General features: G+C 72.3%; 13 protein-coding genes. 3 read left to right on the top strand and 10 right to left on the bottom strand.

All coding sequences use genetic code 11. The features are described from left to right. The first annotated feature begins 666 nt into the window (after positions 1-666). Positions 667-1692, top strand: coding sequence for a tryptophan--tRNA ligase (trpS, locus tag S1361_RS22345; RefSeq protein WP_208033578.1), 1026 nt, complete (start codon positions 667-669; stop codon positions 1690-1692). 87 nt (positions 1693-1779) lie between these two features. Here trpS and proC read toward each other — a convergent pair whose 3' ends face one another. The 6 genes from proC to S1361_RS22315 form a co-directional block, all read right to left on the bottom strand. After that, entirely contained in the window at positions 1780-2592 is an 813-nt protein-coding gene (gene proC / locus S1361_RS22340; RefSeq protein WP_208033577.1) for a pyrroline-5-carboxylate reductase, read from the bottom strand. An 88-nt stretch (positions 2593-2680) separates the two neighbouring features. Continuing rightward, positions 2681-3463, bottom strand: a complete 783-nt coding sequence (locus S1361_RS22335; RefSeq protein WP_208033576.1) for an ABC transporter permease — start codon at positions 3461-3463, stop codon at positions 2681-2683. Then, the gene (locus S1361_RS22330) at positions 3460-4257 is read right to left on the bottom strand and encodes an ABC transporter ATP-binding protein (RefSeq protein ID WP_208033575.1); all 798 of its coding nucleotides are present in this window, start codon (positions 4255-4257) and stop codon (positions 3460-3462) included. The genes S1361_RS22335 and S1361_RS22330 overlap by 4 nt, the downstream gene beginning before the upstream one ends. Positions 4258-4320: 63 nt before the next feature. Continuing rightward, positions 4321-5118 (bottom strand): class I SAM-dependent methyltransferase, encoded by a 798-nt coding sequence (locus tag S1361_RS22325; RefSeq protein WP_208033574.1) that lies wholly within the window; start codon positions 5116-5118, stop codon positions 4321-4323. A 52-nt stretch (positions 5119-5170) separates the two neighbouring features. Further along, on the bottom strand, positions 5171-5713 hold the full coding sequence (locus S1361_RS22320; protein ID WP_208033573.1) for an EamA/RhaT family transporter: 543 nt from the start codon (positions 5711-5713) through the stop codon (positions 5171-5173). 357 nt (positions 5714-6070) lie between these two features. After that, positions 6071-6388: an SH3 domain-containing protein gene (locus tag S1361_RS22315; protein WP_208033572.1), complete on the bottom strand. Its 318-nt coding sequence runs from the start codon at positions 6386-6388 to the stop codon at positions 6071-6073. Between the two features lie 151 nt (positions 6389-6539). On the opposite strand from S1361_RS22315, the gene S1361_RS22310 reads away from it, so the two are divergent. Continuing rightward, the gene (locus tag S1361_RS22310; RefSeq protein WP_208033571.1) at positions 6540-8762 is read left to right on the top strand and encodes a serine/threonine-protein kinase; all 2223 of its coding nucleotides are present in this window, start codon (positions 6540-6542) and stop codon (positions 8760-8762) included. Between the two features lie 135 nt (positions 8763-8897). On the opposite strand, the gene ilvD is transcribed toward S1361_RS22310, so the two are convergent. From ilvD to S1361_RS22290, 4 genes are all read right to left on the bottom strand, one after another. Beyond that, positions 8898-10751: a dihydroxy-acid dehydratase gene (gene ilvD / locus S1361_RS22305; protein ID WP_208033570.1), complete on the bottom strand. Its 1854-nt coding sequence runs from the start codon at positions 10749-10751 to the stop codon at positions 8898-8900. A 95-nt stretch (positions 10752-10846) separates the two neighbouring features. Next, positions 10847-11482 (bottom strand): TetR/AcrR family transcriptional regulator, encoded by a 636-nt coding sequence (locus S1361_RS22300; protein WP_208033569.1) that lies wholly within the window; start codon positions 11480-11482, stop codon positions 10847-10849. Then, positions 11479-12303: a sugar phosphate isomerase/epimerase family protein gene (locus S1361_RS22295; RefSeq protein ID WP_425087043.1), complete on the bottom strand. Its 825-nt coding sequence runs from the start codon at positions 12301-12303 to the stop codon at positions 11479-11481. The genes S1361_RS22300 and S1361_RS22295 overlap by 4 nt, the downstream gene beginning before the upstream one ends. Before the next feature lie 118 nt (positions 12304-12421). Then, the gene (locus S1361_RS22290; RefSeq protein ID WP_208033567.1) at positions 12422-13354 is read right to left on the bottom strand and encodes a Ppx/GppA family phosphatase; all 933 of its coding nucleotides are present in this window, start codon (positions 13352-13354) and stop codon (positions 12422-12424) included. A 71-nt stretch (positions 13355-13425) separates the two neighbouring features. Here S1361_RS22290 and S1361_RS22285 point away from each other — a divergent pair, with 71 nt between their 5' ends. Then, complete coding sequence (locus tag S1361_RS22285) at positions 13426-14265, top strand: DUF3109 family protein (protein WP_208033566.1); 840 nt, start codon at positions 13426-13428, stop codon at positions 14263-14265. Positions 14266-14814 lie beyond the last annotated feature (549 nt).

The raw sequence follows: 14814 nt of genomic DNA, 5'->3' as shown, positions 1-14814 counted from the left end.
TGAGTTCTCAAGGAACGGTCGCTTCCTTTGTACTCACCCTCTCGGGCTTTCCTCCGGGCGCTTCCCTTCGGTCTTGCGTTTCCGACTCTATCAGATCTTTTCTCGATCCGATTTCCTCGGTGCTTTCCAGGTTCCCGCTCTCGCGTTTCCCTTTCCGGCGGTTCCGACTCTATCAGATCCTTTCGGCGTCTGATCCCCGGTCAGCGGGGTTTGTCTTCCGGGCTGTTGGGCCGTTCCGACGAGTGAGACTTTAGCGGATTCCTGGCTCCCGAGCTAATCGGGGGCCGGCGTTCTTTCGAACGTGGATTCCTCATTTCGCAAATACGCACGCCAAAGCAGTCGGCGCCGGAGCGTCGAATGAGTGGGTGGTGCTTGCGGAGTGGCTGCCCGGGGACCGACCGGAGTCGGCGCTCACGTCGGACAACCCGGAGAACAGTACGTATCGGCAAGGGGTGTGTCAACTCCCGCCCCAGGAGCACTCCGGAGGCGTACTGTGGACGACGTGATGACGCGTACGTGTAGCCAGCTCTGGTGGGCCGCCTGACGGCGGCCGTACACACGTATGCACTCAACGGCCGCCGCTTCGGCGGCCGTTCTCGTATCTCCCTCCGGGTCTTCGGGGGCCGGCCGCAGGAGCGGCGGTCCCGACCAGAAGGTGGAGTGGAGATGACTCGGGTCTTCAGCGGGATTCAGCCGACCGGGCACCTGACCCTGGGCAACTACCTCGGGGCCATGCGGCGCTGGGCCGAGGTGGATCAGCACCGGGCTGACTCGTTGTTCTGCGTGGTCGACCTGCACGCGCTGACCGTGGACCACGATCCGGCGCGGGTGCGCAGGCTCAGCCGGCAGACGGCCACGCTGTTGTTGGCGTCGGGGCTCGACCCCGAGGTGTGCACCGTGTTCCTGCAGAGCCATGTGGACGAGCACACACGGCTGTCGTACCTGCTGGAGTGTGTGGCCGCCGACGGGGAGGTGCGGCGGATGATCCAGTACAAGGAGAAGGCCGCGAAGGAACGGCAGCGCGGTGGGAGCGTGCGTCTGTCGCTGCTGACGTATCCGGTCCTGATGGCGGCGGACATCCTGGCGTACGGCACGGACGAGGTGCCGGTGGGTGAGGACCAGGCGCAGCACGTGGAGCTCGCCCGGGATCTGGCGGCGCGGTTCAACCAGCGGTACGGGCACACGTTCGTGGTGCCGAGGTCGACGCTGCCGCAGGTGGCGGCGCGGGTGATGAACCTGCAGGACCCCACGCGGAAGATGGGGAAGTCGGAGGACTCGGGTGCGGGTGTCGTCTATCTGCTGGACGAGCCGGACGTGGTGCGCAAGAAGGTGCTGCGGGCGGTGACCGACAGCGGGCGGGAGGTCGTCTACGACCGGGCCGAGCGGCCGGGGGTGGCGAATCTGCTCGACATTCTCGCTGCGTGCACGGGTGGGAACCCTGAGTCACTGGCGGACGTTTACGACTCGTACGGCTCTTTGAAGAAGGACACCGCGGAGGCGGTGGTGGAGGTGCTGCGGCCGGTGCAGGCCCGGCATCGGGAGCTGTGTGCCGATCCGGTTTATGTGGAGGGGGTGCTGCGCGATGGTGCGGAGAAGGCTCGGGCGTTGGCCAGGCCGACGGTCGATACGGCTTACAGGGCGATCGGGTTGCTGCCGCCCGTGGCGGAGCCTTCGCTGAGCGCTGCCCGGTAGCCGGGCGCCGGTGTGCCCGGGAGGGTCCGCGGGCGGCGATGGGCCGCCGCCCGCGGGGTGGTCCGCCGGGTGCGGGGACCGGCCGGGTCAGTCCTTCTTGCCGGAGGCGAGTTCGCGGCTGCGGTCGCGGGCGGCTTCGAGGGCGGCGATGAGGGCGGCTCGTACGCCGTGGTTCTCCAGTTCGCGGATGGCGTTGATCGTGGTGCCGGCCGGGGAGGTGACGTTCTCCCGGAGTTTCACGGGGTGTTCGCCGCTGTCGCGGAGCATCACGGCGGCGCCGATCGCGGACTGGACGATGAGGTCGTGGGCCTTGTCCCGGGGCAGGCCGAGCAGGATGCCGGCGTCGGTCATGGCTTCGACCAGGTAGAAGAAGTACGCCGGGCCGGAGCCCGACAGCGCGGTGCAGGCGTCCTGCTGGCTCTCGGGGACGCGGAGGGTCTTGCCGACGCCGCCGAAGATCTCCTCGGCGTGTGCGAGGTGTTCCTCGGTGGCGTGGCTGCCGGCGGAGATGACCGACATGGCCTCGTCGACGAGGGCGGGCGTGTTGGTCATGACACGGACGACGGGGGTGCCCGCTGCCAGGCGCTCCTCGAAGAAGGAGGTGGGAATACCGGCGGCTCCGCTGATGATCAGGCGGTCGGCGGGGACGTGCGGGGCGAGTTCGTCCAGGAGGGTGCCCATGTCCTGCGGCTTGACCGTGAGGATCAGGGTGTCGGCGGTCTTGGCGGCCTCGGTGTTGCTGACCGGGGTGACTCCGTAACGGGTGCGGAGTTCTTCGGCGCGTTCGGGGCGGCGGGCGGTGACCAGGAGGTCGGCGGGGGACCAGCCGGCCCGGATCATTCCGCTGAGCAGGGCTTCGCCGATCTTGCCGGTGCCGAGGACTGCGACTTTCTGGCTCATGCGGTTCAGTTTGGCACCGGGGTGGGGTGCGCGGATCCGCTGTCCGGTGGGCGGAACGGGGCCGGCACAGGGCGGGCGGGAGCTGTGCCTAGGCCGTGCGCCGTCGTAGCGTCGCCGCGCCCAGGCCCAGGACGAGGACCGCGCAGCCGGCCACGACCAGGACGTCCCGCACGAAGGTCGCGGTGATGTCGCTGTGGTGGAGGACCTCGTTCATGCCGTCGACGGCGTACGACATCGGCAGGACGTCGGAGACGGCCTCCAGGACGGGGTGCATGTCGGAACGGGGAGCGAACAGGCCGCAGAGGAGGAGCTGGGGAAAGATCACGGCGGGCATGAACTGGACCGCCTGGAATTCCGAGGCCGCGAAGGCCGAGACGAAGAGGCCGAGGGCCGTGCCGAGCAGGGCGTCGAGGAGGGCCACGAGCAGGAGCAGCCAGGGGGAGCCGGTGACGTCGAGGCCGAGGAGCCAGACCGCGAGTCCGGTGGCGAGGGCGGACTGGACGATGGCGAGGGCGCCGAAGGCCAGGGCGTAGCCGGCGATCAGGTCGGCCTTGCCCAGGGGCATGGCGAGGAGGCGTTCGAGGGTGCCGGAGGTGCGTTCGCGCAGGGTGGCGATGGAGGTGACCAGGAACATCGTGATCAGCGGGAAGACGCCGAGCAGCGAGGCTCCGATGGTGTCGAAGGTGCGGGGGCTCGCGTCGAAGACGTAGCGCAGCAGGACCAGCATCAGGCACGGGACGAGGATCATCAGCGCGATGGTGCGCGGGTCGTGGCGGAGCTGGCGCAGGACCCGGGCCGCGGTGGCGGTGGTGCGGGAGGCGTTGGGCGTGCCGGAGGCGGGGGTGGGGGCCGCCTGGGTCGTCGTACTCATCGGGTGCTCTCCTTCGTGCGGCCCGCGGCGGCCTCGTCGACCAGGTGGAGGAAGGCGGCCTCGATGGTGTCGGTGCCGGTGCGGTTGCGCAGGGCGTCCGGCGTGTCGTCGGCCAGGACCTCGCCCTCGCGCATGAGGAGGAGGCGGTGGCAGCGCTCGGCCTCGTCCATGACGTGGGAGGAGACGAGGAGGGTGGTGCCGCGGGTGGCGGCGAGGTCGTGGAAGAGGTTCCACAGGTCGCGGCGCAGGACGGGGTCGAGGCCGACGGTCGGCTCGTCCAGGACGAGGAGTTCGGGGGTGCCGAGGAGGGCGACGGCCAGGGAGACGCGGCTGCGCTGGCCGCCCGAGAGGTTGCCGGCGAGGGCGTCGGCGTGGCGGGTGAGGTCGACGTCGGCGATGGCCTGGGTGACGTGCTGGTGGCGGCGTTCGGCGGCGGCCCGGCCGGGGTCGAGGATCGCGGCGAAGTAGTCGAGGTTCTGACGGACCGTGAGGTCGTCGTAGACGGAGGGGGCCTGGGTGACGTAGCCGACGCGGCTGCGCAGGGTGGAGTGGCCGGCCGGGTGGCCGAGGACGTTCAGGGTGCCTCTGACCTTGGCCTGGGTGCCGACGATCGAGCGCAGGAGGGTGGATTTGCCGCAGCCGGAGGGGCCGAGCAGGCCGGTGATCTGACCGCGGGGAACGGTGAAGTGGAGGTGGTGCAGGACCGTGCGGGAGCCGCGGACGACGGTGAGGTCGTCGGCGTGGACGGCGGGGGCCGGTGTCTGGGGCGGAGGGTCCGTCGCATAATTCATCATGCGATGAATAATTGGGCTGGAGAGGTCGTGGCGTCAAGGGGGTGGGCCGGGTGAGGAGTTGTCTCAGGGGGTACGGGCGACCAGGAGCAGGACGTCGTAGGTCTCCTCGACCGTGCCGTCCGGGAAGATTTCGAGGAGGTAGGCGCGCTCCTCCTCCAGGAAGGCGGCCGTGCGTTCCTCGGGGACGACGAGGAACGCCGAGTGGCTGCCGACGTTGGCGAGATGGGTGTCGATCGGGACGCGGCGGCTCCAGCGGACCGTGCGGCGGGCGAAGTCCAGGCGCCCGCCGGGGTCGGCCTGCTGGTCGGGCTTGCCCGGCTTGCTCGCCTCGGCGGCGACGTCCGCACCGAGGAAGCGGGCGACGCGCCGGCCGGCCTCGGCGATCCACTGGACGTCCAGGGGGTGGGTGTTCCACCACAGGGCCAGTGCACCGCCCGGGCGCAGCACGCGCAGCGCCTCCGGCACCGAGCGGGCCGGGTCGGTCCAGTGCCAGGCCTGGGCGTAGGTGACGAGGTCGGCGTGGGCGTCGGCGACGGGGAGGGCGTTGCCGTCGCCGCGGACGAGCGGGATGTGGGGCAGCGCGCGGCGGAACTCGGCGGCCATGCCCGCACCGGGTTCCACGGCGAGGACGTCGGCGCCGCGGGCGTGCAGGAGAGCGGTGGCGATACCGGTGCCGGCGCCGACGTCCACGGTCCGGGCGCCGGACAGGGGGCGGCCGGCCAGTTCCTCGACGGCGTCGAAGAGGGCGGGTGGATAGGACGGACGGTTCGCGGCGTACCGGGCGGCGGCGGAGTTGAAGGACCCGGCTCGGGCGGCGTGGAAGGCGTGCGGGTCGGCGGGCGTGGGCTGGGCGGCGGTCATGGGGTCCTGTCTAGGGCACCACCGCCTGCCTGTCCTGCCCGTTTCCGGCCTGCTACCGGCGGCGCTTCTTCCGGGACGGGTTGCCGGTGCGGCGGGTGGTACGGCGCTCGTGGGCCTCGCGTGCCTTCTCGTACTCCTCGCGGTGCAGCTTCTCGCCGGGCGCCTCGGTGAGGGAGCGGAAGAAGTAGGCGAGCAGGGAGCCGACGAAGCCGATGGCGAGCAGGCCGCGCAGGCTTGCCTGGCGCTGCGGGTCGTGACGCCGGCCGAAGCCCTCCCAGGTGTTGCGGAAGGCGAGCGCGCTGCAGATCGCGAACATGGCGACGACCAGCACGGTCACGAAGGAACCGGTCTCGGCGATCTGGATGCCCTGGTAGGCGAAGCGCAGCACCAGGCAGGAGACGGCGGCAGCGGCGAGGGATCCGACGGCGACGCCGGCGCGGCGGGCCGCGTAGCCGTTGTCGTGGTTCACCCAGGACGTACCGAAGAAGCGCAGGGGTTCGGGGCGGGGGCCGCCGCCCGGGGCCACGCCGTCGCCCTGGGCCGCGCGGCCGACGGAGCCCGCCGTGGTGTCCGGGGTGCCGGTTTCGTCGCTCACGGGACGATTATGGCTCCGCCCGCCGATGGCCTCCCGGGCGGGGCGGCTCCTGGCCGGCGCGCGTCCCTGCCGAGACGGGTGCCTGCCGGGGTGGGTGACTGCCGGGTGCCGGGGCCGAGCAGTCTCGCGGGGCCAAGGCGGGGGGGCAGGCGCGCAAGGCGGGCGCGCGGGGCGGGGTCGGTCGTGGCGGCCGCCCGGACCGAGGCGGAAGTACAGGACGCCGTTCCATCCGGCTCCCACGCAGTGCAAGCCCGTCCGCCCAGCCCGTAGGGGTACGCCCGGGACGCGCCCCTGCCCCGACGAAACGGCCCGTCCCGGCGGGGCGGTTCCCCGGTGGGACGGGCCGTGCGGGCGCGGTCAGCCGCAGCGGGAGGCTACGTAGCCGTCGCTGCCGGTGTTGACGTAGGCGTCGGAGACGTACTCGCCGCTGTCGATGAGGTCCCAGATGTTGGTCGTGCCGTACGTGCCCGACACCGTCGTACCGGGCGTCTGGCAGTAGATCGGCACCCGGACGCCCTCCGGCAGGACGCGGACCAGGTTGTACTGGGTGCCCGGGCCGCTGCGGACGTTCAGCCGGACGCCGGGGGCGACGGCGTAGGTGCGGACGGCTGCCGCCGCCTGTACCGCCGTGCCCTCGTCGATGCCCTCGGTCTCCTGTGCGCGGTCGACTGACATGATGTGGTCCTCCCCCGTGTGTCGCTGAATTCGGCGCGCAACGCGTGTGCGCGACTCGCAGGCAGACGCTAGCAAGCCGCCTCTGTCCCGTACGAGTCATCGACTAGGCTCCGTGCGTCGCGCGCGCGGACGAAGAGCACGGGGGTGGTCCATGTCGCCACAGCGCAACGGTGGAGCGGGCGCGGAAGCGGAACTTCCTGAATACGCCGGTCACTACCGTCTGGAGTCCTGTCTGGGGTCCGGTGGCATGGGCATCGTCCACCTCGCCCGGAGTACCTCGGGGATGCGCCTCGCGGTGAAGGTCGTGCACGCCGAGTTCGCCCGGGATCCCGAGTTCAGAGGCCGTTTCCGGCAGGAGGTGGCCGCCGCGCGCAGGGTCAGCGGTGCCTTCACGGCGCCCGTCGTGGATGCCGACCCGGAGGCCGAACGGCCCTGGATGGCCACCTTGTTCATTCCCGGTCCGACTCTCTCCGACCAGGTGAAGCGGAAGGGTCCCCTGGCGCCTGAGCAGTTGCGCCGGCTGATGGCCGGGCTCGCCGAGGCGCTGCGGGACATCCACCGGGTCGGGGTCGTGCACCGGGATCTGAAGCCCAGCAACGTGCTGCTGGCCGAGGACGGTCCGAAGGTCATCGACTTCGGCATCTCCCGGCCGAAGGACAGTGAACTGCGCACCGAGACGGGGAAGCTGATCGGCACGCCGCCGTTCATGGCGCCCGAGCAGTTCCGGCGCCCCCGTGAGGTGGGTCCGGCCGCCGACATCTTCGCGCTCGGCTCGGTCATGGTGCACGCGGCCACGGGACGCGGGCCGTTCGACTCCGACAGCCCGTACGTCGTCGCCTACCAGGTGGTCCACGACGAGCCGGATCTGGCGGGCGTACCGGATGGTCTCGCGCCGCTGGTGCTGCGGTGCCTGGCCAAGGAGCCCGCGGACCGGCCCACACCGGACGAGCTGATGCGGGAACTGCGCTCGGTGGCGGCCTCGTACGACACCCAGGCGTTCATACCGGCCCAGCGGGAGGGTGAGGAGCCGCGGGCGGACGAGGGCGAGGACGAGCCCGCATCGGGGCCCGCACCACGGCTCGCATCCGGATCCGCATGGGAATCCCCGTCCGAGTCCGCATCGGACTCCGCGTCGGAATCTTCATGGGAGTCCCTGCCCCCGTCCACGGGCCCCGGCCGCCCCCGGCCGGCCGGGCGGCGCCCAGGGCGCAGACGGGCGGCGGTGCTGGCGGCCGGAGGCCTCGGGCTCGCGCTGGCCGGCGTGCTCGCCGCGGTGTGGGTGCCGGGGGGAAACGATCATGCACCCGGGAGCAGGGAGGCGCCGACCCTGACGGCGGCTTCCGGCAGTACCTGGACGGCCCGGCCGGCGGTCGGCGGCGCGGGCGTGCCGCACTGCGCGTACGGGGCGGGAAAGGTGCTCTGCGCCCGCCCGGGTGTCGTCTTCGCGCTCTCGCAGGACGACGGCGGGCTGGTGTGGCGGCGCTCGGTCGGCACTCCGTCCACGAGCGGGCCGCCGGCCGTCTCCGGCGGGCTGGTGCAGCCGTACACGGACGGCGGCTCACGGCTCGCGGGGCTCGACCCGGCCACCGGCAAGCAGGTCTGGCAGCGCCGGCTGCCCGCGGGGACGACGGTGCGGTACGCCGGCGGCACGGCCCTGCTCGCGGGCGCCGACGGCACGCTCACCGGAGTGGACGGCGCGACCGGCGCCACGCGCTGGCGCGGTGCCGTACCCGGGCAGGGCGTGCCCGCCTTCGTGGCGTTCCCCGGCGAGTCGGCGGCCTGGGCGACGCGTACGTCCGCCGACGGGACGAGCACGCAGGTGACCGCCGTGGACCCGGAGACCGGCCGGGTGCGGTGGGACGTACGGCTGCGGGGCTGGCTCAAGCCGTTCGCCGCGCGGGACGGTTCGGTGTTCTTCCTGGCCGTGGACAGCGCGTACGGCGCCAAGGAGATCGTCCGCTACACCCCCGCGACGGGCGCGACCCGGCGCGTCGCGCTGCCCGCCGTGCTCGACGGCGCGCACGCCACCGTGCGCGGGAACGTCGTCTACGTGCTGGCCACCGGCGGCTCCCTGGACGCCGTGGACGTGGTGTCGGGCAGGCGCCTGTGGCATCTGGAGACGTCGGTGAGCCGCGGTTCGGTGCCCGTCGTGCAGGGCGGGCGGGTGTACTTCACCGCCGGCGACGGCCGGCTGCTCGCCGTGGACGCGCGCAAGGGCCGGCTCGTCGGGCAGACTCCGGCGCGGCTGGGCGCGCACTCCGACCAGGTCATGGGCACCCCGCCCGCCCCGGTGCCGGTCGGCGACCGCGTCCTCGCCGCCGCGCCGGACGGCACGGTCTTCGCCGTGGACGGCCGGAATCCGTCCGCCTGGTAGGAACACCCCGCTCGGCGGTCTTCGCCGTGGACGGCCGGAATCGGTCCGCCGGTGAGGAACGCCCCGGTCGGCGCGCCTTCCGCTGACAGGACGCAGGGGCCGCCCCCGTCACAAGGCGACCCCTGCTGCGACCGGTCAGCCCAGCCGGGACACGTCGCGCACTGCGCCCCTGTCGGCGCTCGTCGCCATCGCCGCGTAGGCGCGCAGGGCGGCGGAGACCTTGCGGTCGCGGTTCTTGGGGGCGTAGACGCCGTCGAGGGCCTGCGCGCGGCGGGCCAGTTCGGCCTCGTCGACCAGCAGCTCGATGGTGCGGCCCGGGATGTCGATGCGGATGCGGTCGCCGTCCTGGACCAGGGCGATGGTGCCGCCGGAGGCCGCCTCGGGGGAGGCGTGACCGATGGACAGGCCCGAGGTGCCGCCGGAGAAGCGGCCGTCGGTGATCAGGGCGCAGGTCTTGCCGAGGCCACGGCCCTTCAGGTACGAGGTCGGGTACAGCATCTCCTGCATGCCGGGGCCGCCCTTGGGGCCCTCGTAGCGGATGACGACGACGTCGCCGTCCTTGACCTCGTGGGTGAGGATCCGCTGGACGGCCTCCTCCTGGGACTCGCAGACGACCGCCGGGCCCTCGAAGGTCCAGATCGACTCGTCCACGCCGGCCGTCTTGACCACGCAGCCGTCGACGGCGAGGTTGCCGCGCAGGACCGCCAGGCCGCCGTCCTTGGAGTACGCGTGCTCGACGGAGCGGATGCAGCCGTTCTCGGCGTCGTCGTCCAGGGCCTCCCAGCGCTCGGACTGGGAGAAGGCCTCGGCGGAGCGGACGCAGCCGGGGGCCGCGTGCCACAGCTCGACCGCCTCCGGGGAGGGGGAGCCGCCGCGGACGTCCCAGGTCTTCAGCCAGTCGGAGAGGGACGGGCTGTGGACGGCGTGCACGTCCTCGTTGAGCAGGCCGGCGCGGTGCAGCTCGCCGAGCAGGGCGGGGATGCCGCCGGCGCGGTGCACGTCCTCCATGTAGTACGTGCGGTTCTTGGCGACGTTGGGGGCCACCTTCGCCAGGCAGGGCACGCGGCGCGAGACGGCGTCGATCTGGTCCAGGCCGAACGGGACGCCCGCCTCCTCGGCGGCGGCCAGCAGGTGCAGGATCGTGTTGGTGGAGCCGCCCATCGCGATGTCCAGGGCCATGGCGTTCTCGAAGGCCTGGAAGGTGGCGATGTTGCGGGGCAGGACGGTGTCGTCGTCCTGCTCGTAGTAGCGGCGGGTGAGGTCCATGACCGTGCGGGCCGCGTCGACGTACAGCTGCCTGCGCGCGGTGTGGGTGGCGAGGACCGAGCCGTTGCCGGGCAGGGACAGGCCGATGGCCTCGGTCAGGCAGTTCATCGAGTTGGCGGTGAACATGCCGGAACAGCTGCCGCAGGTCGGGCAGGCGTTCTCCTCGATCCGGAGGATGTCCTCGTCGGAGATCTTGTCGTTCACGGCGTCGGAGATCGCGTCGACCAGGTCGAGGGTGCGGACCGTGCCGTCCACGAGGGTGGCGCGGCCGGACTCCATGGGGCCGCCGGAGACGAAGACCGTCGGGATGTTCAGGCGCAGGGCGGCCATGAGCATGCCCGGGGTGATCTTGTCGCAGTTCGAGATGCAGACCAGGGCGTCGGCGCAGTGCGCCTCGACCATGTACTCGACCGAGTCCGCGATCAGGTCGCGGGAGGGCAGGGAGTACAGCATGCCGCCGTGGCCCATGGCGATGCCGTCGTCGACGGCGATCGTGTTGAACTCGCGCGGGATGCCGCCCGCCTCCTTGATCGCCTCGCTGACGATCCGGCCGACCGGCTGGAGGTGGGTGTGGCCCGGCACGAACTCGGTGAAGGAGTTCGCGACGGCGATGATCGGCTTCCGGCCGATGTCCGCACCGGGTACACCGGAGGCGCGCATAAGGGCGCGGGCGCCCGCCATGTTGCGGCCGTGGGTGACTGTGCGGGACCTCAGCTCGGGCATCGTCGCTCGCTCCTTCAGACGGATGTGGCTGTTATCGAGCGTACGCCGGTCATCCAGTGGGCGGGACACGGTGTCCGAATTGCGGGACGCCCGTTTCACGGAGACGTCAGGTGATCCTGTACGACGGGTGCGACGCGGGCGATGATCTGCTCCGGGTCCGCCGACGCCAGCGGCTCCACCTTGATCACGTACCGCAGCATGGCGCAGCCCACGAGCTGGGCGGCCGCCAGCTCGGCGCGCAGCTCGGCGTCCGGCAGGTCCAGCTGGGCGGCGATGCGGCGCAGCAGCTGGGCGGCGACCAGGCGGCGGAAGACGGCGGCGGCCGTGTCGTTGTTGACGGCCGAGCGCACGATCGCCAGCAGCGGGGTGCGGGTCGTGGGGTTCTCCCAGATGCCGAAGATGAACCGGGTCAGCCGCTCTCCGACGCCGTCCAGGGAGCCCTCGGCGACCGCGTCCGACGCGTTCAGCGCCGGGGCGAAGGCGAGCTCGACGGCCGCCTCGAAGACCTGCTCCTTGGTGCCGAAGTAGTGGTGGACGAGCGCGGAGTCCACGCCGGCCGCCTTGGCGATGCCGCGTACGGAGGTCTTCTCGTACCCGCGCGCGGAGAACTCCTCGCGGGCGGCGGTGAGGATACGGTCCCGGGTGCCGGCGGACTCGGTGCGTGGGGGGCGGCCGCGGCGGCGGGCGGGGGGCTCGGGCGAGGTGTCGTGCGCCGGCGGGGTCGCGGTCATCGGCGGGGCATCCGTACGGCCGCCGCGGTCAGGTGCTTGCGCGTGAACTCCAGGGCCTCGGCGAGGTCGGCCTCGCGCTCGGCGCCGGACATCGCCCGCCGGGTGTTGACCTCGATCACGACATGGCCGTCGAAGCCGGTGTGCACCAGGCGCTCCAGCAGCTCGGCGCAGGGCTGGGTGCCGCGGCCGGGGACCAGGTGCTCGTCCTTGGCCGAGCCCCGGCCGTCGGCGAGGTGGACGTGCCCGAGCCGGTCCCCCATGCGGTCGATCATGTCCAGGGCGTCGGTACGGGCCGTCGCCGTGTGGCTGAGGTCGATCGTGAAGTGCCGGTAGTCGTCGCGGGTGACGTCCCAGTCGGGGGCGTAGGCGAGCATCTCGCGGTCGCGGTAGCGCCACGGGTACATGTTCTCGACGGCGAACCGCACGTCCGTCTCGTTCGCCATCCGCCAGATCCCGTCGACGAAGTCCCGGGCGTACTGCCGCTGCCAGCGGAACGGCGGGTGCACGACGACGGTGGAGGCGCCCAGCTTCTCGGCCGCCGCCCGGGCCCGCTGGAGCTTCACCCAGGGGTCGGTGGACCAGACCCGCTGGGTGATCAGCAGGCAGGGGGCGTGGACGGCCAGGATCGGGATGCCGTGGTAGTCCGACAGGCGGCGCAGCGCCTCGATGTCCTGGCTGACCGGGTCGGTCCAGACCATGACCTCGACGCCGTCGTAACCGAGGCGCGCGGCGATCTCGAAGGCCGTCGCTGTCGACTCCGGGTAGACGGAGGCCGTCGACAGCGCGATGCGCACGTCCGTTGGTTCAGCCACGTCCGTCACCTTACGGCGTCGGGTGGTGAGGGTGTTGGGTGGCTATTCGCCGTTGTGAGGTTTGCCATCCGGGCGGGCGGGGCGCCGTCGTGGTTGATCGCGCGGTTCCCCCCGCCCCTTCGGTGCGCTAATCCGAGCCCATGTGGTCGAGGCGCCGTAGGATCACGCCCTCTCTCAGGGCCCAGGGGCAGATCTCCAGGCTTTCCACGCCGAACAGGTCCATCGCGCCCTCGGCGACCAGGGCGCCCGCGACGAGCTGGCCGGCCCTGCCGTCCGAGACGCCGGGGAGTTCGGCGCGCTGGTCGGTCGTCATGCCGGCCAGGCGCGGGACCCAGGCCTCCAGGGACTCGCGCTTGAGTTCCCGCTGGACGTAGAGGCCCTCGGCGCTGCGGGCGGCGCCGGCGATGCGGGCGAGCTGCTTGAAGGTCTTGGAGGTGGCGACCACGTGGTCGGGGGCGCCGATGCGGCTGAATTCGCCGACCGTGCGGGCGATCTCCGTGCGGACGTGCCGGCGCAGGACGCGGACGTCCTCGGGGGCGGGCGGGTCACCGGGCAGCCAGCCGGCGGTGAGGCGGCCGGCGCCGAGCGGCAGGGAGACCGCCGCGTCCGGCTCCTCGTCCATGCCGTAGGCGATCTCCAGGGAGCCGCCGCCGATGTCCAGGACCAGGAGCTTGCCGGCGGACCAGCCGAACCAGCGGCGGACGGCGAGGAAGGTGAGCCGGGCCTCCTCCTCGCCGGTGAGCACCTGGAGCCGTACGCCGGTCTCCTCGGCCACGCGCGCGAGGACGTCGTCGGCGTTGGTGGCCTCGCGGACGGCGGAGGTCGCGAACGGCAGCAGGTCCTCGACGCCCTTGTCCTCGGCGGCCTGGAGCGCGTCCTGTACGACGGCGATCAGCTTGTCGATGCCTTCGTCGCCTATGGCACCGCTGTCGTCGAGGAGCTGGGCGAGCCGAAGTTCGACCTTGTGCGAGTGCGCGGGCAGCGGGCGCGCGCCGGGATGGGCGTCGACCACCAGCAGATGCACCGTGTTCGAACCCACGTCCAGGACACCTAGTCTCATGTACGGAACGCTACTGCCAGAACGTCCGTGCTCGGTCCCCGGAGCGGTGCCCGGCCACTTACCCTGGACGGGTGCCAAAGACGAAAAAGGCGAAGGTCGGCAAGGTCGACAAGGCGGACAAAGCTCACAAGTCCGCCAAAGCTGCCAAGGAGGCGAAGATGAGCGACGAGAAGGGGCTCGACTTCGCCCGCGCCTGGGTGGAGTTTCCCGATCCGGCGGACGACGAGCAGGTGTTCCGCTGCGATCTGACATGGCTGACCTCTCGCTGGAACTGCATCTTCGGCAGTGGCTGCCAGGGCATTCAGGCGGGGCGCGCGGACGACGGGTGCTGCACGCTGGGGGCGCACTTCTCCGACGAGGACGACGAGAAGCGGGTCGCCGAGCATGTGGCGCGGCTCACGCCGGAGATCTGGCAGCACCATGCCGAGGGCACGCGCACCGGGTGGGTCTCCGAGGACGAGGACGGCTCCCGGCAGACGCGGCCCTTCCAGGGGTCGTGCATCTTCCAGAACCGGCCCGGCTTCCCGGGCGGGGCGGGCTGCTCGCTGCACATCCTGGCGCTGAAGGAGGGGCGCGAGCCGCTGGAGACCAAGCCGGACGTGTGCTGGCAGCTGCCGATCCGGCGGACGTACGACTGGATCGACCGGCCGGACGACACGCGGGTGCTGCAGGTGTCGATCGGGGAGTACGACCGCCGGGGCTGGGGGCCGGGCGGGCACGACCTGCACTGGTGGTGCACCTCGGCCACGTCGGCGCACGGCGCGGGTGAGCCGGTGTACGTCTCCTACCGGGCCGAGCTGACGGAACTGATGGGCAAGGCCGGCTACGACCGCCTGGTCGAGCTCTGCGAACAGCGCCTGGCATCCCAACTCCCCCTCCTGGCCCCCCACCCGGCCGACCCCGCCCCCTGACAGGCCTCACCACAGGGCACCACCCCGGGGCTCATCGCCGACCCCCCCGGGGCCCCGGCAGCCGGGGCCCCGCGGAGCAAGCCGCCTGCGGGGCGGGACGCCTGCGGAGTGGGCCCCCTGAGGAAGCGGGACGCCCGCGGAGGCGGGACGCCTGCGGAACGGGCCGCCTGCGGAATGGGCTCCGTGTGGGGGCGGGCCGCCCGACCCGCCCGCCCGAAAGGCTCCCCCGCCCACAATCGCCGCCGCCTGGCCCAGACCCCGCCGGCGGCCGCCCAGGCCCCTCCCGCCCCGGCATCCGGCCACCCCCCGACGAGCGGCTGGCAGGCACCGATCCCCCTGGCTGACCGGATTCCCGCCCCGGCTGAGCAGCTCCCACACCGGCCACCGTCCACCACAGGGCAGAGGGCTGACGGCACCCACCCACCTGGCTGACCGGATTCCCGCCCGGCCGAGCAGCTCCCACACCGGCACCGGCCACTACCCGACAGAGGCAGGCTCGGCCGACCAGCCTCCCGCCCCGACGCCCCGCCCAGCCACGCGACCGAGGCT

The sequence above is a fragment of the Streptomyces cyanogenus genome, assembly GCF_017526105.1.
In the GTDB taxonomy this organism is placed as follows: domain Bacteria; phylum Actinomycetota; class Actinomycetes; order Streptomycetales; family Streptomycetaceae; genus Streptomyces; species Streptomyces cyanogenus.
The sequence above is the reverse complement of the archived record's forward strand: the minus strand, read 5'-3'. Positions and strand labels throughout refer to the sequence as shown.

Coding starts and splice junctions, on each gene's coding strand:
- trpS (WP_208033578.1), top strand. CDS start 667: ATGACTCGGGTCTTCAGCGGGATTCAGCCGACCGGGCACCTGACCCTG.
- proC (WP_208033577.1), bottom strand. CDS start 2,592: ATGAGCCAGAAAGTCGCAGTCCTCGGCACCGGCAAGATCGGCGAAGCC.
- S1361_RS22335 (WP_208033576.1), bottom strand. CDS start 3,463: ATGAGTACGACGACCCAGGCGGCCCCCACCCCCGCCTCCGGCACGCCC.
- S1361_RS22330 (WP_208033575.1), bottom strand. CDS start 4,257: ATGATGAATTATGCGACGGACCCTCCGCCCCAGACACCGGCCCCCGCC.
- S1361_RS22325 (WP_208033574.1), bottom strand. CDS start 5,118: ATGACCGCCGCCCAGCCCACGCCCGCCGACCCGCACGCCTTCCACGCC.
- S1361_RS22315 (WP_208033572.1), bottom strand. CDS start 6,388: ATGTCAGTCGACCGCGCACAGGAGACCGAGGGCATCGACGAGGGCACG.
- S1361_RS22310 (WP_208033571.1), top strand. CDS start 6,540: ATGTCGCCACAGCGCAACGGTGGAGCGGGCGCGGAAGCGGAACTTCCT.
- ilvD (WP_208033570.1), bottom strand. CDS start 10,751: ATGCCCGAGCTGAGGTCCCGCACAGTCACCCACGGCCGCAACATGGCG.
- S1361_RS22300 (WP_208033569.1), bottom strand. CDS start 11,482: ATGACCGCGACCCCGCCGGCGCACGACACCTCGCCCGAGCCCCCCGCC.
- S1361_RS22290 (WP_208033567.1), bottom strand. CDS start 13,354: ATGAGACTAGGTGTCCTGGACGTGGGTTCGAACACGGTGCATCTGCTG.